Annotated in this window: 19 protein-coding genes and 1 pseudogene; 11 read left to right on the forward strand and 9 right to left on the reverse strand. The window is 70.3% G+C overall.

The genetic code is table 11. The annotated features are described in order from the left end of the window. Positions 1 to 59: 59 nt before the first annotated feature. Positions 60 to 1,619 (reverse strand): annotated as a pseudogene (locus tag AB0C21_RS33205) (MDR family MFS transporter); the annotation flags it as partial. A 119-nt stretch (positions 1,620 to 1,738) separates the two neighbouring features. Between AB0C21_RS33205 and AB0C21_RS33210 the strand changes: the two are divergent. The 3 genes from AB0C21_RS33210 to AB0C21_RS33220 all read left to right on the forward strand — a co-directional run bounded on the left by AB0C21_RS33210 (position 1,739) and on the right by AB0C21_RS33220 (position 5,737). Beyond that, positions 1,739 to 2,347, forward strand: a complete 609-nt coding sequence (locus AB0C21_RS33210; RefSeq protein WP_500209614.1) for a TetR/AcrR family transcriptional regulator — start codon at positions 1,739 to 1,741, stop codon at positions 2,345 to 2,347. 88 nt (positions 2,348 to 2,435) lie between these two features. Beyond that, the gene (locus AB0C21_RS33215) at positions 2,436 to 4,910 is read left to right on the forward strand and encodes an alpha/beta fold hydrolase (protein ID WP_500209615.1); all 2,475 of its coding nucleotides are present in this window, start codon (positions 2,436 to 2,438) and stop codon (positions 4,908 to 4,910) included. Continuing rightward, a complete protein-coding gene (locus tag AB0C21_RS33220) occupies positions 4,907 to 5,737 on the forward strand; it encodes an ABC transporter permease (RefSeq protein ID WP_500209616.1) in 831 nt (276 codons plus the stop codon). Before AB0C21_RS33215 ends, AB0C21_RS33220 begins: the two co-directional genes overlap by 4 nt. A gap of 299 nt (positions 5,738 to 6,036) precedes the next feature. Here AB0C21_RS33220 and AB0C21_RS33225 read toward each other — a convergent pair whose 3' ends face one another. The 3 genes from AB0C21_RS33225 to AB0C21_RS33235 form a co-directional block, all read right to left on the reverse strand. Continuing rightward, on the reverse strand, positions 6,037 to 6,420 hold the full coding sequence (locus AB0C21_RS33225) for a thioesterase family protein (RefSeq protein WP_500209617.1): 384 nt from the start codon (positions 6,418 to 6,420) through the stop codon (positions 6,037 to 6,039). 17 nt (positions 6,421 to 6,437) lie between these two features. Continuing rightward, positions 6,438 to 7,127: a methylenetetrahydrofolate reductase gene (locus AB0C21_RS33230; RefSeq protein WP_500209618.1), complete on the reverse strand. Its 690-nt coding sequence runs from the start codon at positions 7,125 to 7,127 to the stop codon at positions 6,438 to 6,440. 130 nt (positions 7,128 to 7,257) lie between these two features. After that, positions 7,258 to 7,806, reverse strand: a complete 549-nt coding sequence (locus AB0C21_RS33235; RefSeq protein WP_500209619.1) for a DUF2716 domain-containing protein — start codon at positions 7,804 to 7,806, stop codon at positions 7,258 to 7,260. 102 nt (positions 7,807 to 7,908) lie between these two features. Here AB0C21_RS33235 and AB0C21_RS33240 point away from each other — a divergent pair, with 102 nt between their 5' ends. Continuing rightward, positions 7,909 to 8,553, forward strand: coding sequence for a Type 1 glutamine amidotransferase-like domain-containing protein (locus AB0C21_RS33240; protein WP_500209708.1), 645 nt, complete (start codon positions 7,909 to 7,911; stop codon positions 8,551 to 8,553). A gap of 15 nt (positions 8,554 to 8,568) precedes the next feature. On the opposite strand, the gene AB0C21_RS33245 is transcribed toward AB0C21_RS33240, so the two are convergent. Beyond that, positions 8,569 to 9,090 (reverse strand): flavoprotein, encoded by a 522-nt coding sequence (locus AB0C21_RS33245; RefSeq protein WP_500209620.1) that lies wholly within the window; start codon positions 9,088 to 9,090, stop codon positions 8,569 to 8,571. Between the two features lie 240 nt (positions 9,091 to 9,330). Between AB0C21_RS33245 and AB0C21_RS33250 the strand changes: the two genes are divergently transcribed. Further along, positions 9,331 to 9,474 (forward strand): hypothetical protein, encoded by a 144-nt coding sequence (locus AB0C21_RS33250; RefSeq protein ID WP_500209621.1) that lies wholly within the window; start codon positions 9,331 to 9,333, stop codon positions 9,472 to 9,474. Between the two features lie 88 nt (positions 9,475 to 9,562). Here AB0C21_RS33250 and AB0C21_RS33255 read toward each other — a convergent pair whose 3' ends face one another. Continuing rightward, entirely contained in the window at positions 9,563 to 10,057 is a 495-nt protein-coding gene (locus AB0C21_RS33255; RefSeq protein ID WP_500209622.1) for a hypothetical protein, read from the reverse strand. A gap of 188 nt (positions 10,058 to 10,245) precedes the next feature. Between AB0C21_RS33255 and AB0C21_RS33260 the strand changes: the two genes are divergently transcribed. Further along, a complete protein-coding gene (locus tag AB0C21_RS33260) occupies positions 10,246 to 10,647 on the forward strand; it encodes a S24 family peptidase (RefSeq protein ID WP_500209623.1) in 402 nt (133 codons plus the stop codon). 76 nt (positions 10,648 to 10,723) lie between these two features. Here AB0C21_RS33260 and AB0C21_RS33265 read toward each other — a convergent pair whose 3' ends face one another. The 3 genes from AB0C21_RS33265 to AB0C21_RS33275 all read right to left on the reverse strand — a co-directional run bounded on the left by AB0C21_RS33265 (position 10,724) and on the right by AB0C21_RS33275 (position 11,650). Then, on the reverse strand, positions 10,724 to 10,924 hold the full coding sequence (locus AB0C21_RS33265) for a hypothetical protein (RefSeq protein ID WP_500209624.1): 201 nt from the start codon (positions 10,922 to 10,924) through the stop codon (positions 10,724 to 10,726). A 201-nt stretch (positions 10,925 to 11,125) separates the two neighbouring features. Continuing rightward, positions 11,126 to 11,491: a hypothetical protein gene (locus AB0C21_RS33270; RefSeq protein WP_500209625.1), complete on the reverse strand. Its 366-nt coding sequence runs from the start codon at positions 11,489 to 11,491 to the stop codon at positions 11,126 to 11,128. Between the two features lie 9 nt (positions 11,492 to 11,500). Next, positions 11,501 to 11,650: a hypothetical protein gene (locus AB0C21_RS33275; protein ID WP_500209626.1), complete on the reverse strand. Its 150-nt coding sequence runs from the start codon at positions 11,648 to 11,650 to the stop codon at positions 11,501 to 11,503. 86 nt (positions 11,651 to 11,736) lie between these two features. On the opposite strand from AB0C21_RS33275, the gene rarD reads away from it, so the two are divergent. From rarD to AB0C21_RS33300, 5 genes are all read left to right on the forward strand, one after another. Further along, on the forward strand, positions 11,737 to 12,615 hold the full coding sequence (gene rarD / locus AB0C21_RS33280; protein ID WP_500209709.1) for an EamA family transporter RarD: 879 nt from the start codon (positions 11,737 to 11,739) through the stop codon (positions 12,613 to 12,615). A gap of 38 nt (positions 12,616 to 12,653) precedes the next feature. Then, positions 12,654 to 13,013, forward strand: a complete 360-nt coding sequence (locus tag AB0C21_RS33285) for a hypothetical protein (protein ID WP_500209627.1) — start codon at positions 12,654 to 12,656, stop codon at positions 13,011 to 13,013. Positions 13,014 to 13,392: 379 nt separating this feature from the next. Continuing rightward, positions 13,393 to 14,763, forward strand: a complete 1,371-nt coding sequence (locus tag AB0C21_RS33290; RefSeq protein WP_500209628.1) for a cytochrome P450 — start codon at positions 13,393 to 13,395, stop codon at positions 14,761 to 14,763. Then, positions 14,760 to 15,680 (forward strand): terpene synthase family protein, encoded by a 921-nt coding sequence (locus tag AB0C21_RS33295; protein ID WP_500209629.1) that lies wholly within the window; start codon positions 14,760 to 14,762, stop codon positions 15,678 to 15,680. Before AB0C21_RS33290 ends, AB0C21_RS33295 begins: the two co-directional genes overlap by 4 nt. Then, on the forward strand, positions 15,677 to 17,428 hold the full coding sequence (locus AB0C21_RS33300) for a prenyltransferase/squalene oxidase repeat-containing protein (RefSeq protein ID WP_500209630.1): 1,752 nt from the start codon (positions 15,677 to 15,679) through the stop codon (positions 17,426 to 17,428). The genes AB0C21_RS33295 and AB0C21_RS33300 overlap by 4 nt, the downstream gene beginning before the upstream one ends. Positions 17,429 to 17,539 lie beyond the last annotated feature (111 nt).

The raw sequence follows: 17,539 nt of genomic DNA on the forward strand, positions 1-17,539 counted from the left end.
TGGACGACGCCGCTCTCCGCGGGCGCCTCCTGCTGGACGGCGGGCGCCGGCTCGCCCTTGCCGCGGTGCGCCGAGCCGCGCAAGGGGAGTTCCTTCAGCGCGAGCACCGCGAGGAACCCGACCAGGGCCACCGGGATGCCGACGAGGAAGACGGTCTGCAGCGAGTTCGTGAACGCCTCCTGGATGATGCCCCTGACCGGCGGGGGAAGCTTGCTGATCTCCTCCGGGGAGCCGAGACCGTGCGCACCGCCGCCCGGCATGGGGATGCCCGCGGCGCGGAAGCCACTGGTGATCTCGTCCGCGACCCGATTGGTGAGGATAGCGCCGAACGCGGCCACGCCCATAGCACCGCCGAGATTACGGAAGAACGAGACACCGGACGTCGTGGAGGCGAGGTCGGCGGGCGCCGCGGCGTTCTGCGCGGCGAGGATGAGGATCTGCAGGCTGAGACCCATCCCGACGCCGAGGACGGCGAGGTCGGTCCCGACGAGCACCTTGGGCGAGTCGGTGTGCAGCAGCGACAGCAGATACAGCCCGCCGGCGACGCACAGCAGCCCGAACACCGGGAAGATCTTGTAGCGGCCGGTGCGGGTGACGACCTGCCCGGAGCCGGTGGAGGTGACGAGCATGCCGACCACCAGCGGCAGCGTCATCAGGCCGGACGCCGTCGGGCTCATCCCCTTGACGATCTGCAGGTACTGCGGCATGTAGATCATCACGCCGAACATCGCCATGCCGACGCAGACGGAGACGAACGAGGTCAGCAGGAACGTCGGGTTGCGGAACAGCCGGGGCGGCAGGATCGGGTCGCGCGCGACGCGCTCGGCGACGATCGCGAGGACGAGCAGCACGGCGGCGGCGCCGAGCAGGATGTAGGTCCACTGGGAGTTCCAGGCGAACTCCGTCCCGCCCATGGACAGCATCAGCATCAGCAGCGCGGCGCTGCCGGTGACGGTGAACGCGCCGAAGACGTCGATGCGGGTGTCGCGGCGCACCTTCGGCAGCTTGAGCACCTTCTGGATGACGAGGAACGCGACGACCGCGAGCGGCACGCACACGTAGAAGCACCAGCGCCAGCCCAGGCCGTCGGTGTCCACGATGAACCCGCCGAGCAGCGGCCCGGCGACGGTCGAGACGCCGAACACCGCGCCCATGAACCCGGCGTAGCGGCCGCGCTGCCGGGGCTCGACGACGTCCCCGAGGATGACCTGGGCGAGCGCGGACAGGCCGCCGACGCCGAGGCCCTGGAACGCGCGGGCCGCGATGAGCTGGCCGATGTCCTGCGACAGGCCCGCGCCCACCGAGGCCGCCACGAAGATGATCAGGGCGGTCTGGAACATGAGCTTGCGCCCGGCGATGTCCGACAGCTTGCCCCACAGCGGCGTGGACGCCGTCATGGTCAGCAGCGAGGCGCTCGCGACCCAGGAGAGCTTGTCCTGGCCGCCGAGGTCGCCGACGATCGTCGGCAGCGCCGTCGCGACCACCGACGTCGAGATCATCGACGTCAGCATCGCCATCATCAGACCGGCGAGGATCTCCAGGATCTGACGGTGCGTGTAGTGCGGTCGCGCCTGCTCTGGCACCGCCGGGCCGTGCGACGCCACGCTCGCCTGAGCCACCCTGCCCCCACAACTCGGATGAAATACCTGTGTTCTGCATATACCTTATGTAGACGGTTGTTTACTTGCAACTCATTGGATAATGGGGATGGACCGTTACCGGTGACCGGGAGCTGGGGATGCAGGTCGAGAAGGAGCCCCGCCGCGAGGTCGCGCGGCGGCGCAAGCGCGACCGGGAGGCCACCCGGCGCCGCATCCTGGACGCCGCCCGCGACCTGTTCGGCGAGCACGGCTACGACGGCGTCACCGTCCGCATGATCGCCGCACGCGCCGAGGCGAACATGGCGCTGGTGAACCGGTACTTCGGCTCGAAGGCGGCGCTGTTCGGCGAGGTGCTGGCCGGGGAGTCGGTGATCCGCGGCGTCATCGCGGGCGACCCCGAGGGGCTGCCGCGCCGCCTCGCCGAGCACTTCGTCCGGCAGGTCGACCAGCGCTCGGTCACCGCCATGTCCCGGATGCTGGACCGGTCGGCCGGCCACCCCGAGGTCAAGGAGATCCTGCTCCGCTACCTGGAGGACGTGATCGTCGAGCCGATGGTGGCGCAGCTGGAGGGGCCCGACGCGCGGGCGCGGGCGCTGCTGGCGTCCACGATCATCATGGGCGGCGGGCCGGTGCGGCGCCTGCTCGGGCTCGGCGACCTGCGCGCCGCCGACCCCGCCGAACTCACCGACCGCCTCACCGCGATGTTCACCGCCGCCCTCGCCCCGTCCGTCCGTCGCGAGGCGTAGCGGCGCCGGGCCGCGTACCGCGGCGGGAGCAGCCGAGATCGGCTTCAGGGCGGAGCGGCCGGTCGCGGGGCGCGCATAGGGTTCTGGCATGAGGCGGGCGGGCGCGCTCAAGGCGCGGTGGGGCAGGACGGGACGGTCCGCGCGCTGGGCCGCGGCCGGGGTCGCCGTGGTGATCGCGGGCGGTGCCGCGGCGTGGGGCGCGACGGCCGACGGGGAGGCGCGCGTCCGGGAGACCGAGCAGCGCGTCACCGTCGTCGACGGGCCGAAGGACGACCAGCGCGTCACGCTCGACACGACGTTCTACAAGCCGGTCGGGCGGGCGAAGGGCCCGGCGGTCCTGCTGGGGCACGGCTTCGGCGGCAGCAAGCGGGACGTCGCGGGCGAGGCGCGCGACCTGGCCCGCGCCGGGTACGCGGTGCTGGCCTGGTCGGCGCGCGGGTTCGGGCGCTCGACCGGCGAGATCGCCCTCAACTCCCCCGACTACGAGGTGAAGGACACCCGGCAGCTGATCGACTGGCTGGCGCGGCGCCCGGAGGTCCGGCTCGACGGCCCCGGCGACCCGCGCGTCGGGATGGCGGGCGAGTCCTACGGCGGCGCGATCGCGCTGATGACCGCCGCTTACGACCGGCGGGTGGACGCCATCGCGCCGCGGATCACCTGGAACAGCCTGCCCGACGCGCTGTTCCCCGACGCCGCCGCGGGCGCGAAGCCCACCGACGGCGTCTTCAAGAAGCTGTGGGCGGGGCTGTTCTTCACGGGCAGCGCCGACCGCACGGCGTGCGGGCGTTTCCTGCCGTCCCTGTGCGACATGTACCAGGAGGTCGCGGAGAAGGGCCGTCCGACCGAGTCGGCGATCGCGACGCTGCGGCGGTCGAGCCCCGCGTCCGTCGCCGACCGGATCAAGGTGCCGGCGCTGATCGTCCAGGGGCAGTCCGACTCGCTGTTCCCGCTCGACCAGGGCGACGCCAACGCGCGGGCGATCGCGCGGAACGGCGCCCCGGTGTCGGTGGTGTGGTTCCAGGGCGGGCACGACGGCGGCGACCCGGAGACCGAGCGGGTCGAGGGGCTCGTGCGCGACTTCTTCGACGCGCGGCTCATGCGGTCGTCGGCGCCTTCCCCGGACGGGTTCACGGTGACGCGGGCGGGCGGGCTCGACTCCTCCACCCAGGCGGTCGTCGTGGACGAGGCGTCGACGCGGCGGTATCCGGGGCTTTCTGGTGACCCGTCGACCCTGCCGCTGTCCGGAAGCGAGCAGACGATCTTCAACCCGGCGGGCGGGTCGCCCGCTTCGGTCTCGGCCCTGCCGGGGCTGGGGGCGCTCGGTTCCCTGGGCGGGTCGCTCGGCGGCTCCCTGGGCGGGCAACTGCCCTCGGACATGCCCGGACAAACCGCCACGTTCGACACTCGTCCGCTGGACCGTCCGCTGTGGCTGACGGGCGCCGCGACCGTCCGGCTGAAGGTCAGCGGGGACGGTCCGCTGTTCGCGAAGCTCTACGACGTGCCCCCGGGCGGGGCGGCGGCCCCGGCGCGGCGGCTGGCGGCGCCGTTCCGGGTGTCGGGCGGCGAGGTCACCGTGACGCTCCCGGCGATGGACTACCGATTCGACCGCGGGCACCGGCTCCGCCTGGTCGTCGCCACCACCGACATGGGGTTCGCGACGCCCGCCGAGCCCTCGTCGTACAAGGTGCAGGTGGTGTCGCCGCTGAGCGTCCCGTCCGTCCCGTCGCTGAAGACCGCGCCGGCGCCTCTGCCCGCCTGGGTGTGGGCACTGCCTCTCGTTGCCGTCGCGTTGGCGCTCGCCATCCTTCTCCCTGGACGCCGCAGGCGCGGCGCCGAAACGGACAACGACGTTCCCCTGGAGATAACCGGGCTAACGAAGGCGTACAAGAACGGGCATCTCGCGGTCTCGGACCTGTCGTTCCGGGTGGAGAAGGGGCAGGTGCTAGGGCTCCTCGGCCCGAACGGTGCGGGGAAGACGACGACGCTGCGCATGCTGATGGGGCTGATCCATCCGGACTCAGGCTCGATCCGCATCTTCGGGCACCGCGTGTACCCGGGCGCGCCCGTGCTGTCCCGCCTGGGGTCGTTCGTAGAGGGACCTGGATTCCTGCCCCACCTTTCCGGTCGCGACAACCTGGACCTCTACTGGCGCGCCACCGGCCGTCCCTCGGACGAGGCCCACTTGGACGAGGCGCTGAAGATAGCCGACCTGGGCTCGGCGCTGGACCGGGCCGTCCGCACCTACTCGCAGGGGATGCGGCAACGTCTCGCCATAGCGCAGGCCATGCTGGGGCTGCCCGACCTCCTCGTCCTGGACGAGCCCACCAACGGCCTCGACCCGCCCCAGATCCGCGAGATGCGGGAGGTGCTCGTCCGGTACGCGGCCGCCGGACGGACGGTCATCGTCTCCAGCCACCTGCTCGCCGAAGTCGAGCAGACCTGCACGCACGCGGTCGTCATGGCCGCCGGCCGCCGCGTCGCCGCCGGCCCGGTCGCCGAGATCACCGGGTCCGGCCGCCGCCTGGAGGACGCGTTCCTGGAGATCATCGGAGAGGGTTCATGACCGCCTACCACGTCCGGCGCACCCTTCCGCTGCGGGTGGAGGCCGTCCGGCAGTTCCGGCGCCGCCGCACGCTGGTGGCCTTCGCGATCCTGCTCGTGCTGCCGTGGGTGCTGGTCGCCGCGTTCAAGCTCGGCGGCGATCCGGGCACGGACGGCGTTCCCAGCCTGGTGGACGTGGCCACGTCGTCCGCGCTGAACTTCGCCCTGTTCGCCCTCTTTGTCTCGACCGGTTTCCTGCTGGTGGTCGCGGTCGCCCTGTTCTGCGGCGACACGGTGGCGAGCGAGGCGGGCTGGTCGTCCCTGCGCTACCTGCTCGCCGCGCCCGTGCCGCGCGCCCGGCTGCTGCGGCAGAAGCTGATCGTCGCCCTGTCCTACGCGGTCGTCGCGGTCGTCAGCCTGCCGCTGATGGCGCTGGTCGCCGGGACGGCAGGGTTCGGCTGGGGCGACGTCGAGCTCCCGACCGGCGGCACCGTCCCGGTGAGCACCGCGCTCGGCCGCATGGCGATCATCATCGGCTACTCCCTCGTCGCGCAGCTCGTCGTCGCCGCCCTGGCGTTCCTGCTCTCCGTGACGACCGACTCCCCCCTGGGCGCGGTCGGCGGCGCGGTCGGGCTCGTCATCGTCAGCAACATCCTGGACGCCGTCACAGCGCTCGGCTCCTGGCGCGACTTCCTCCCGACGCACTGGATGTACTCCTGGATGGACGCCCTGCAGCCCGAAGTCCAGTGGGCGGGCATGGCCAAGGGCGCCGCCATCTCCGTCTCCTACGCCGCCGTCCTGTTCGCACTGGCGTTCCGCCGTTTCCGGACGCGCGACATCGTCTCCTGATTCGGTGCCGTCACCTGATTTCGGCCACGATCCGCGATCTTCTGGACGCGAACCGTGGAAATGGGCTTCCCAAAAATCGGTCGAACGGGCAGTGTTGGTCGCATAAGCTCAGCGAACCTCGTCCGGCCCGGCCGCGTCACATGAGGTAACCGCTCGATCCACGGGTTTTAAAGGCAGCCCGACGGGGGGAGATGATCACCATGGCACGGCAGCAGCTCATCAAGCGCCCCAAGCCCCCACGTCAACCGAGCCAGCCCGACCTGCGAACCCCCTCGGGCCGCCTCCTGCCGTACTGACCCTCAACGGGAGAGCCGCGAAAGGAAGCTCTCCCTCTCCACGACCACCCGCTCGACCCGGCCCTCACCCACCACCGCGCCCCGTCCGTCGACGGCTTCGAACGCGAAGGCCAGGCGCGTCCCGTCCACGTCCCGCAACTCGGCGGTGACCGTCACCCGTCCGCCGACGGGTGTGGCCGCGCGATGCCGGACCTCGACCCGCGTCCCGACCGAGGTCTCGCCCTCCTCCAGCCAGGGCCCGACCGCCTTCACCGTGGCCGCCTCTGCGAGCGCGAGCAGCCTCGGCGTCGCCAGCACGGGCACGTCCCCGCTCCCCGCCTGGACGGCCGTGTCCGCCTCCGCGACCACGATCCCGACCTCGCCCCGCAGCCCCGGCGTCAGTTCCATGCGCCCATCCTGCCCGGCTAGGCGTGCAGCTCACGCTCGAGCCGCGCGGCGACCTCCCGATACCGGCTGACCGGCACCAGGTGCACCCCGTCGAACGCCCCGCTGTCCCGCACGGCCAGCACCTGCTCGCACGCCGCCGCGACCCCGGCCGCCCGGTCGCGCTCGACCGCCTCGACCAGCTCGTCCGGGATGTCGATGTCCGGAATCGCCGCGGCCAGGTTGCGGGCCATCCCCGCACTCGCCAGCACCATCACCCCGGCGTACACGGGCCCCTCGACGTCAACGGTCTCCCGCCAACGCAGCAGGCTCTCCACCGAGTAGCTGACCTGGACGAACATGAAGTCCGCCGCCCGCTTCCAGTCAGGGACCCGCCGCAGCCCGGAGGTCACCCCCACCTGGAACGGGGCACACCCGGCGAAAGCGGCATCCTCCCCGGCCGCCCGCGCCTCCTCGATCATCGCGCGCACGGTCAGCTCGCTCGTCCGTCCGCCGACCGAGGGCTTGTCCCCGTAGACGAAGAGGAACCGCTCGGCCCCGTAGGCCGCGGCCGTCAGCAGGTCGCGCCGGAACCCCAGCAGGTTCCGGTCGCGGGAGTTCAGACACGCGATCCCGCGCGCCCCCATCGCCTGCACCTCATGAGCGACCGCCACACTCGACACCGTCGCCCGCCCGATGTGGTTGTCCGGGATCAGGAACGAGTCCGCCACCGGACTCAACACCCCGATCTGATGCCGCACCCGCCGCAGATCCGGCCGCGTAGGCGGCTCCACCTCACAAACAACCTCAAACCCCATCCCCCAACCCTAACGACACGGCCGCGCGCAGGTTCGTCATCGCTCAGGCCTCTGGTGCCGCGCGATCGCTCCGACGAAGGACGCGGTCAAGGACGCCGTCGTTCCTCTCTTCGACGGCCTGCAGGAGCCGGTCGCCGAAAACGCAGAGGCCGGCTTCCCACGGATGCCCGAAGGTCCCGAACGAGAGGTCCTGCGCCAGAAAGATGAAGTAGTCGCCGTCAGGGAAGACCGGAACGGCCCAGGAGACGTCGTTCTCCGGATCGGTCATGCGATGCGGCCAGAACCGGTAACAGGGATGCTGCCAGTCCAGGACGTACAGCCACTCCCCTTGATCGACACAGGCCTTGAAGGCTTGGTGGAGCAGGCTGTTGACGTCATCAGGTTCGACGGCGAAGTCCCACCAGCCCATCCCTGGAAATACGGGACGCTCCCGAGCAAGATCCCACGTCACCGACGGGTGGGGCTCCAGAATGCCCGGCCACCGGTCGGGGCGGGTGGAGGCGCGAAACGCCGTCAACTCCAGGAAAGAGCCCCAGGCCCGGTCCTCCTCCGACTCGGAGAGCGGAGCCCAGGCCGCCGAGCCTTCCGTCATCTGTCCTCCCACAGGTCCGGATGGGCATTCTCACTGAGAATCGACGTCCGCACTGCCTAGGATCAACCGCTTGAGGGGAGGTCCTAGGGTTCTCGGGTGCGTATGTATCTGTCTTCCTGGCGGGTCGGGGAGCATCCGGAACGGATGCTGGGGTTGCTGGCCGGTGCTGCCGGGGCGCGGGCGGCGGTGATCGCCAACGCTGTTGACGCCCTGCCCGACGCCGAGCGGCGAGCGGCGGTCGAGCGGGAGGTCGGCGCACTCGCCGCCCTCGGCCTGCGGCCGGTCGAAGTCGACCTGCGGGCGTTCTTCGGCCAGGATCCCAGCCGAGTCGCGGCCACGCTTCGCGGATTCCCCCTCCTCTGGGTCCGGGGAGGCAACGTGTTCGTCCTGCGCCACGCTCTGGCGGCGAGCGGCGCCGACCGCGCGATCGTCGAACTGCTGCGCGAGGACGCCGTCGTCTATGCCGGTTACAGCGCCGGCGCTTGCGTCCTGGCCCCGGATCTTCAGGGCCTGGATCGGTGCGACGACCCCGAGGCGGTGCAGGCCGCCTATGGCACCCCGGCCCGTTTCGATGGCCTCGCCGTCCTTGATTACGTTGTCGTGCCGCACATCGACTCCCCCGGCCATCCCGAGACCGAGATCCTCGGCGACGTCGCCGACCACTACCGCGCGCAAGGCACCGCCCACCGCACCCTGCGCGATGGTCAAGCTCTCGTGATCAACGGCCCCACTACCGCCGTCCACTGACCCGACGCCGCCGGATCAGTCATCGAGGATGCTGTTCAGCTCCGCGAGGATGTCGTGCCAGCCGGGCATGCGCGCCTCTGGAGGGGCGGCAGGATCGAAGAGCACGTGGGCGCCCATGGCGCGAAGTACGTCCAGGTTCCGGCGGAAGGCCACATGGCCGGCCAGTTCGGCTTTGACCTGCGGCACCGCCAGCGTCGGCACGCCCATGCCCAGGAGCTCGCACAGCATGCCGACCGCGACCGTGTCCGTGATGCCCAGCGCCCACTTGTTGATCGTGTTGAACGTGGCCGGAGCCACCACGACGGCATCGGCGGGAGGCAGTCCGTTCGACGTCTCGTGCGGCTGCCGGAAGTCGGTCCGCACCGGCCCGCCCGTCAGGTCTGCGAGCCGCTCCATGTCCAGGAACTTGGCGCCCATGGGGGTCGCGATCACCCGGACGTGCCAGTCCTCGGCCTGCGCCAGCCGCACAAAGGCCTCCACATCTGACGCCGCCCCAGCCCCGCACACGATCGCGTAGAGGACCTTCACCGAAGCCACGCCTTACGCTGCCCGCGCTACGTCGGCCGGACCGCTCAGCCTCGTGCGGCCGACGTCGCAGTAGCTGTGGGGAACCATGCCGAGGCGTGCCATCATCCTGCCCTCTCCGACGCATGCGTCTCTGCCGACCAGCAATGAGCATGGCATCCAGATGTCCACGGCGAGCACTCCCGGTCGGAGCATGCTCGCCGGCGCCGAGAGTCAGATCGCAACGCGACGACACCACCATGGGAGGTCCGCATGAACGAAGGGGTCGTTCACCGTCCGCGCCATGAGCCGATCGTCGAGCGGCCCGACAAGCGCGGACAGTTCGCGCCGAGTTCCCTTCCGCATGCTCCGGATGGCGGCTCCCAGGAGAGTGCGGCCGTCATCGTGACCGGGTGATCGAGCGTGATGGAGAGCGGAAGGACCAGTCGGCCCGGAACCATCCGGTCTCGACTTTTTCTCAAGCCGTCCGATGGCGGGGCGATAGTCAGGGCGACGGCAGATCGGCCCGGGCGCGCCACCAGGATGGGTCGCGGGGATCTTCCAGCCAGGAAACGGTGCGGTTCGCGGCATTTTCGAATGCGTGCCCCAGCGATATCCCGTTATCGACGACCAGGGCCAGAGGGTCGACGTAGTGGGTGCCATGGTCCTTGTCACACCAGCAGGCCACGCTCACAGCGGCAGAGGCGCAGAGCAGTCCCTCCCGGGTCCAAGAGACGTCCAACTCGAACTCAAGCCAGTCAGCTTCTTGATCATAAATAGGGATCGTTGTAAGTAGGATCTCTGCGACGGTGCCGGGCGCCTGGTCTCGGGAGAACACAGCGTGGTGAGGGGCCCACTCCCACAATGGCTGTTGTGCTGGGGGACGCTTCGCGTCCAACGCCCTCGACGCACTGCGCATCCGCTCCAAGTCTCCTGCGTCGCTCTGAGGAAACAGCGCATGCAGCGGAACATCGTCGAAGGCTCCGCGCTCCATGAACATGCAAGAACCCTGACGCGGTCAGCACAGTTCGGCAACTCCAGCGAACGGCAGCAACGCCGAACGAAGGCCTAAAAACTGCGTCCTAAGCCCTGGACCGGACAGGACATCGATGCGCATGGAGGCTTGAGTCACCCTTGCGGGCGCCTCGGCCGCGATGCAGTGGATGCGCCTTAATTCGATCGACAGGCATGCGCAAGGGCCCGCATCCTGCCCTTATGGGGAAAATGGATGCGATCGCCGCGCGAGTCGCGGAGGGCGCCACTGTGGAGTTCCGGCCCTCGGGGTCCTCCATGGTGCCGCTGATCCGAAGCGGGGATCTGGTCACCGTCGCGCCGGTCGATCCGGTGAAACTAGAGGTCGGCGACATCGTGCTCGCCCGGGTGGCCGGGACGGTCTACCTGCATCTCGTCTCAGCCGTCGATCCGGCCAAGGGACGCGTGCAGATCAGCAACAACCGCGGTCGGATCAACGGCTGGACCGGACGCGAGCGGATCTTCGGAATCTGTGTCGCCGTCAGGGGCGACCCCCGGCCGGGCGCCCTGGCGAAGACCGCGCCCCAAGAGCCAGACACACAAGAATCTGGCCGTTAGCCACCAAGCGGCATCCACACAGGGCCGCCCCCAGTTGCGCAAAGTGCTCGACACCTACGCGTCTTAACCGGCGCTGCTACCGCAGAGAAGCGGCGATCAGTTCCGCCATGCGGAGCAGGCGGGCCACGTACTCGGCGCCCTCGCCACGCAGCTGCGGCAGGACGCCGCGAAGATCGCTCAGCAAGCCGTTCAGGGCCGACCGGCGTTCGGTATCGAGAGTCCCTCCGCGCAGGTACGCGGAGATGCATCCCGCCATGTAGGCGTCGAGCGCCGCCACTGACTCACCGCTTGGAGCGTCCAGCCACCGCAGGGCGTCTGGGAACGCGAGATCCAAATGCTCTGCCCAGAGGGCCGAGACCTCTCCGTCCGCCGTCCAAGTCACCCGGCGGAGGCTACTCCTGCGGGGCACGAGAGGCCGGTGCCGACCAGGCCGCAGTGGCCGTTCGGGTTCTTCTGGAGGCATTGCTGGTGATGGCCATCATCGATCAAGAGACGCTCGACCGGACCCGTCCTCGGCTTCGCCTGAATGCCCTTGGCGCTCGTGGCCGGTGTCGAAGTGTCTGGTGACGTACTCCTCCGCGCCGAGCGCGCTCGTGCGCATCAGCGAGAAGACCTCGGAGACTTCGCTGATCGACTCGTCGTCGCCGACGAAGTACGCCTGGGCGAAGTCCAAGTACTGCCCGGCGGTGATCTGCGCGTAGTCGCGGGCCGCGGCTTCGGCCTTGGCTATCGCCTCGTCGAACGAGGCCGCACGCCAGACTGTGACGCTCTCCTCATACAGCCCCTCACCGTCGTGAGGCAGTCGAAAGACGCAACGAACCCCGTACCAGCCCGCCCTCTCCATCGGCCGAGGCTACTCCAGTACCGGACTGACCCCCGCCGCCGACTTCCACTTCGCCGAGGCGTCGAGGACCTCGTGGCGCGGGGGCGCCGGGATGGGGTCGGCCGTGGTGGAGAGCGCCGTTTCTGGAGTGGCCGTCTTGGTCTTCGCCAAGCCGAACATGCTCTCAAGGTCAGTGAGCCAAATGACATGAGTGTTGTTCCGTTTGGTTGATTACCTGCTGGTATGTTGCGTTCGTGAGGCGGGGCATGGTGTGCGGGGTCGCGGCGTACGTGATGTGGGGGTTGTTCCCGCTGTACTGGCCGCTGCTGAAGCCCGCGGGGGCGGGAGAGATCCTCGCGCACCGGATCATGTGGTCGCTCGTGGCGGTGGCGGCGGTGCTCGCCGTGCGGCGGAGCCGGGGGTGGCTGCGGACGCTGGGATGGCGGCGGGGCGTCCTGCTGACGCTGGCGGCGCTGGCGATCAGCGTCAACTGGGGGACGTACATCTACGCCGTCAACAGCGGGCACACGATCGAGTCCGCGCTGGGGTACTTCATCAACCCGCTGATCACCGTGGTGTTCGGGGTGCTGGTCTTCCGGGAGCGGCTGCGGCCGTGGCAGTGGGCGGCGGTCGGGACGGGGGCGGCCGCGGTGGTCGTGCTGACCGTCGACTACGGGCGGCCTCCGTGGATCGCGCTGGTGCTGGCGTTCGCGTTCGGGGTGTACGGCCTGCTCAAGAAGTTCGCCGACATGCCGTCGGCCGAGAGCCTGGCCGTCGAGACGGCCGTGACGTTCCTGCCGGCGCTGGCGTTCGTGCTGGTGCTGGAGGGACGGGGCGAGGCGGCGTTCGGGCATCACGGCGTGGGGCACGCGGCGCTGCTGGCCGCGGCCGGGATCGTGACGGCCGTCCCGTTGATGCTGTTCAACGCGGCGGCCGTGAGGCTGCCGTTGAGCGCCCTCGGCATGCTCCAGTACCTGGCGCCGGTGCTGCAGTTCGCCATCGGGCTGCTCGTGCAGCACGAGGAGATGCCGCCGAGCCGGTGGGCGGGGTTCCTGCTGGTCTGGGTCGCGCTGGCGACGCTCACGTGGGACGGGTTGCGCGCCGGACGCCGGGAAGCAGTGCCCGAAACCGCCCTGAGGGGCTAAAGTGCCGGACGTCACACGCCCGAGTGAGGGAGTCGTCGTTGCGTCTGCTCAGCGTCACCGTGTTGGGAACGGCGCTCGTGGCGGCGGGCATGCTGGCTCCGGCGACGGGAGAGGCGACCGCGACCGGGAGGAGCCCGGTGTCGGTGGAGCCCCGCGCCGTGCGACCCGGTGAGCGGGTCCGGCTGGCGGTGCCCGGCTGCGCGGGCAGGGTGGCCGCGAGGTCCGAGGCGTTCGCCGGACCCGCGGCGGACGGCGCCGCCGTCGTCAGGCGGGACGCCCCGCCGAGCACGTACCCGGTCGTGGCGCGCTGCGGATCACGGACGGTGATCGGCGAGGTGCGGGTGGCGGGACGCGTCGCGTGGCCTGATCTGGCCCCGATCGACCGCGCCGCAAAGTAATTCGGTATAAACCGGAAGAGAGCTCCACTTAACAGGCATCACTCTCTGTGTTGTCCGGTGGGAGCGTACGCCCTTTTCGCGCGCCATTTGATCATGCCGGTAAGGCCTGACTCGACAACGGGACAACACAGCCGGCAAGTGATAAGGGTCACGTCGAAAAGGTTGAGCTTTCTACCGCTCCAAGCCTTGCCGATGTTAATTGATCATGTGATACTCCCACAGAAAGCTACATAACACCGCAACCTTCCCACACACCACTAATCACTCATTCCTGGCGTCCCGCCGCGAGGGGCGCCGGACGTCCCGGGCGGCCCCGCGCTCCGGGACGGTGTGACCGCGAGCACTGGCACTCCAACTCAACATCGAGGGGCAGTCGGTAATGTCCGTTGACGTCGGCGCCGTCCCAGTCCAGAAGGCGAAGAACTTCCCCCTGTACCGCACGGTCGCCGGATTCGTCCGCGACCCGCTGCGCCAACTGGAGCGGATCAGCACTGAGGGGGACGGCCGGCTCATCCGGCTCGACCTCGGTGCGTCGCACCCCTACCTCGTCACCCATCCCGACCACATCCAGCAGGTGCTGCGGCGCGAGTCGGAGATCTTCCAGCGGGACGGGGTGTTCTGGCGGCCCCTGCGGGAGTTGATGGGCGACAGCATCCTGTCCGAGGGCGCTGAGTGGGAGCACAGCAAGCGAGTGCTGCAGCCGGTGTTCACCACCCGCAACGTCAACCGGCTCACCGGGCTGATGGCGGAGGCGATCAACGACGCCGTCGCCAAGCTGGACGAGCCGGCGCGCGCGGGACGGCCGATCGACGTACTGCCGGAGATGAGCCGGATCGTCAACGAGACCGTGATCAAGGTCCTGTTCGGCGACAAGATCTCCCCCGTCGAGGCCAACAAGCTGATCCCGACGTTCGACCAGATCGCGACCTCGATCTCGGTCCGGTTCCTGCTGCCGTTCCTGCCCCGCGTCCTGCCGATGCCGGGCGACAAGGCGTTCAAGGACGCCGTCCAGGTGATGGACGAGGTCCTGTTCGAGCTGGTGGCGCGCTACCGGGACGACCCGGGCGACGGCAGCGACATCTTCACCGCGCTCTGCCAGGCCCGGACCGAGGACGGCGCCCCGCCGGACGACAAGTGGATCCGCGACAACCTGCTCGCCATGTTCGCGACCAGCACCGAGACCACGACGCTGGCGCTGACCTGGCTGTGGCCGCTGCTGCACGACCACCCGGACGTCAGGGACAGGCTGGTCGAGGAGATAAAGGGCGTGGTCGGCGGCGAGCCGGTCCGTCCGGACCACCTTCCGCAACTGCCGTACGTGTCGCAGGTCGTCCAGGAACTGCTGCGCCTGTACCCGGTGGGCTGGATGTTCCCGCGCATGGCGACCGCCCCGACGATCCTCGGCGGCGTGCACATCGAGCCGGGCGACCCGGTCCTCATCAGCCCGTTCCTCACGCACCGGCTGGAGGCGGTGTGGGACCGTCCGCTCGAGTTCGATCCCGACCGGTTCACGCCGGAGAACTCCCAGAAGCGGCACCGCTACGCCTACTTCCCATTCGGCGGCGGGCCGCACCAGTGCATCGGCCGCCACGTGTTCGACGTCGAGGCGCGGATGATCCTGACGAGCATCCTGAACCGCTTCAGTCCGGCCTTGTCCGACGCGATCCCCGCGATGCCGCGCATCGGCGCGACGCTGCGGCCGCGGGAGTCGATGGAGATGACGCTGACTCCGCTCAGGCGGGTCACGTGACGGCGGCGGAGGGGGCGCCCCCGCATACCGGGGCCCTCACGACGCCCGACCCCCTCCAGGACGCGCGGCACAACGGGGCCGTGATGGCGCAGGCCGTGAAGTGCGCCCGCGACCTGGCCAAGTGCGCCGAGTCCTATCCCGACCTGTTCGACGCCAAGCCGATCGACGAGACCCTGTTCAACGCCGTGGCCTGCGCGAACGCCTTCGGGTCGCCGTGGCTGAGCGCGTCCGGGATCCGGATGGCGGCGCGCACCTCGCTGTGGATCTTCGGCCTGGACTGGCTGGTGGACCATGTCGCGACGTCCCGGGACGAGGTCGACGACATCAACCGCCGCTGCCTCGCCGTGGCCGAGGGGGCCGCGCCGACCCCTGGCGACGGGCTCACGAGGTTCCTCGCCGACATCCGGGACGACGCGGCCGCGTCTCCGGCCTTCGCGGCGCTGCGCGACGACTGGCTGGCGCAGCTCGGACGGCTCCTGGAGTGCGGCGCCCGCGAGCTGACGTGGAAGTCGGGCGACAAGGCGGCCTGGCCGACGTTCGAGGAGTACCTGGACAACGCCGACAACATCGGTTCGGCGTGGGTCAACATCTCGCACTGGATCGTGCACGCCGACCAGGGGATCCTCGATCACATCGGCGAACTGCAGGTCGTGAGCCGTGCCGTCCAGCAGGTCCTGCGCCTGCTCAACGACCTCGCCACCTACGAGCGGGACATCGCCTGGGGCGACCTGAACGCGCAGATGCTCGACGTGGAACGTGCCGAGATCACCGCCCGGATCGAACAGCTCGTGGCCCGCTGCCAGGACCTCGTCCGCCCGCTGCGGAACGACTGCCCCGAAGCGGTGGCCTATCTGGAACGGCAGATCGGCTACAGCACGGGCTTCTACCACCTCGGCGACTACTGGGGGTGTCTGTGACCGTCGCGGAGGCGGGGTCGGACGCGCCCGATCCCACGGATCCGGACCCCCACGATCTTCACACGGCCGCCGACGCGCTGGTGGCCGACCTCGTGCGCAACCCGTGGGGCCGCTCGTCCCCGTCCGTCTACGAGACCGGGCGGCTGGTGAGCCTTGCCCCATGGCTGACCGGACATTCCCGGCGGATCCGGTTCCTGCTCGACACGCAGCGGCCCGACGGCGGCTGGGGACCGCCCGATCCGGGCTACGCGCTCGTCCCGAGCCTGAGCGCGGCCGAGGCGCTGCTGTCCGTGCTCGCCTCGGAGGGTCGGCGCTGGCCGTCCGGCGTCTACGTCGCCGAGGTGATCCGCGGCGCCGGGCGCGCCATGCGGACCATCGCGCGGTGGATCTACGGCGGCGCGGCGACGGACGTCCCGGACATGCCGGCGATCGAGCACATCACCCCGGCCCTCATCGAGGCGATCAACGCGCACCTCGACCGGCTCCGCGACGACCCCGCCTTCGCGACCTGGTGGACCGGAGGCCGGCTGGCCCCGCCCGCCGGGATGGGCGGAGCGTTCGTCGCCGCCGCCAGGGCCCACCTCGAAGGCGGCGGCGCCGTCCCGCTGAAGGTGCAGCACGCGCTCGAAGTGGCGGGTGCGTCGGCACGCCGCGCCGAGTCCGTCCACCCCGTACCGCTGCCGGGCCCGCACCCCTCCCGCGATCTTTCCGCGCCGGAGGCGCCGGGACGGTTCGCGACCGTCGGCGCCTCCACCGCCGCCACCGCCGCCTGGCTCGGCGCCCCGGGGCGGGGCGGGGAGGCGGACGAGGCCGTGCTGCGCTACCTGGAGGCCGCCGTCGAGCAGCACGGCGGTCCCGTTCCCGTCGCCGTCCCGGTGACCAACTTCGAGCGCGGCTGGGTGCTGGGCTGGCTGGCCCGCGCCGGTCTCGCGCCGGCCGTCCCGCGGGAGATGGTCGTCCAGATGCGGGCGGCGCTCGGCGAGGACGGCGCGCCGGGCGGCACCGGCCTGCCCCCGGACGCCGACACCAGTTCCGGTCTGCTGTACGCGTTGTCGCTTCTCGGGGAACCGCACCCACCCGACCTGCTGTGGAAGTACGAAACGAAGACGCATTTCTGTAGCTGGCCCGGTGAGAACGGACGCTCCGTCACGACCAACTCGCACGTACTTGAGGCGTTCGGCCATTACCTGGAGTGCGGCGGCGCCGACCCGGCGGGCCGTTACGCGGCGAGCGCGCGAAAGGCGGCGTCCTGGCTGAGGGGCGAGCAGTTGAACGCCGGCCGCTGGGAGGACCGGTGGCATGCCTCACCGCTCTACGCGACCGCTTGCGCGGCCCTCGCGCTGGACGGGTTCGGCGGCCCGGAATCCGCGGACGCGGTGCGCCGGGCCGTCGGGTGGGTGCTGCGCGAACAGCGTCCGGACGGCTCGTGGGGACGCTGGTGCGGGACCGCCGAGGAGACGGCCTACGCCGTGCACGTCCTCACGTTGGCCCGTCCGTCCGGCGACGCCGCGACCGACTCGGCGGTGCGGGAGGCGGCGGAGCGAGCGGTCCGGCGAGGCGACGCCTACCTGAGATCGGCCCTGCGGACCGCCTCCGGCGCCTTGACCGGCGGTCCGGAGGACGTTGACTCCGGCAAGCCGCCTCTATGGCACGACAAAGACCTATATCGCCCAACGACGATCGTCCGGGCGGCGGTCCTGGCCGCTCTTCGTCTCGCCCAGTGTGACGCCGGTGTTTCGGTGCGGTGAATTTCACCACGTTGTATGAGGGTGACCTGCTTGTACGGCTGAGACGGAAACCATTCACCTTGAGTGGGTTTGGTGGCGTTGGTAAGGTTCAGCGGTGCGTTGCCGGTGACA

The organism is Spirillospora sp. NPDC049024, assembly GCF_040649235.1.
In the GTDB taxonomy this organism is placed as follows: domain Bacteria; phylum Actinomycetota; class Actinomycetes; order Streptosporangiales; family Streptosporangiaceae; genus Spirillospora.

What these genes read in the sequence shown, in the direction of transcription:
- AB0C21_RS33260 (WP_500209623.1), top strand. Translation starts at nt 10,246, where the DNA reads ATGCGCAAGGGCCCGCATCCTGCCCTTATGGGGAAAATGGATGCGATC.
- AB0C21_RS33215 (WP_500209615.1), top strand. Translation starts at nt 2,436, where the DNA reads ATGAGGCGGGCGGGCGCGCTCAAGGCGCGGTGGGGCAGGACGGGACGG.
- AB0C21_RS33225 (WP_500209617.1), bottom strand. Translation starts at nt 6,420, where the DNA reads ATGGAACTGACGCCGGGGCTGCGGGGCGAGGTCGGGATCGTGGTCGCG.
- AB0C21_RS33290 (WP_500209628.1), top strand. Translation starts at nt 13,393, where the DNA reads ATGTCCGTTGACGTCGGCGCCGTCCCAGTCCAGAAGGCGAAGAACTTC.
- AB0C21_RS33270 (WP_500209625.1), bottom strand. Translation starts at nt 11,491, where the DNA reads ATGGAGAGGGCGGGCTGGTACGGGGTTCGTTGCGTCTTTCGACTGCCT.
- AB0C21_RS33275 (WP_500209626.1), bottom strand. Translation starts at nt 11,650, where the DNA reads ATGTTCGGCTTGGCGAAGACCAAGACGGCCACTCCAGAAACGGCGCTC.
- AB0C21_RS33255 (WP_500209622.1), bottom strand. Translation starts at nt 10,057, where the DNA reads ATGTTCATGGAGCGCGGAGCCTTCGACGATGTTCCGCTGCATGCGCTG.
- AB0C21_RS33220 (WP_500209616.1), top strand. Translation starts at nt 4,907, where the DNA reads ATGACCGCCTACCACGTCCGGCGCACCCTTCCGCTGCGGGTGGAGGCC.
- AB0C21_RS33250 (WP_500209621.1), top strand. Translation starts at nt 9,331, where the DNA reads ATGAACGAAGGGGTCGTTCACCGTCCGCGCCATGAGCCGATCGTCGAG.
- AB0C21_RS33235 (WP_500209619.1), bottom strand. Translation starts at nt 7,806, where the DNA reads ATGACGGAAGGCTCGGCGGCCTGGGCTCCGCTCTCCGAGTCGGAGGAG.
- AB0C21_RS33210 (WP_500209614.1), top strand. Translation starts at nt 1,739, where the DNA reads ATGCAGGTCGAGAAGGAGCCCCGCCGCGAGGTCGCGCGGCGGCGCAAG.
- AB0C21_RS33240 (WP_500209708.1), top strand. Translation starts at nt 7,909, where the DNA reads ATGTATCTGTCTTCCTGGCGGGTCGGGGAGCATCCGGAACGGATGCTG.
- rarD (WP_500209709.1), top strand. Translation starts at nt 11,737, where the DNA reads ATGGTGTGCGGGGTCGCGGCGTACGTGATGTGGGGGTTGTTCCCGCTG.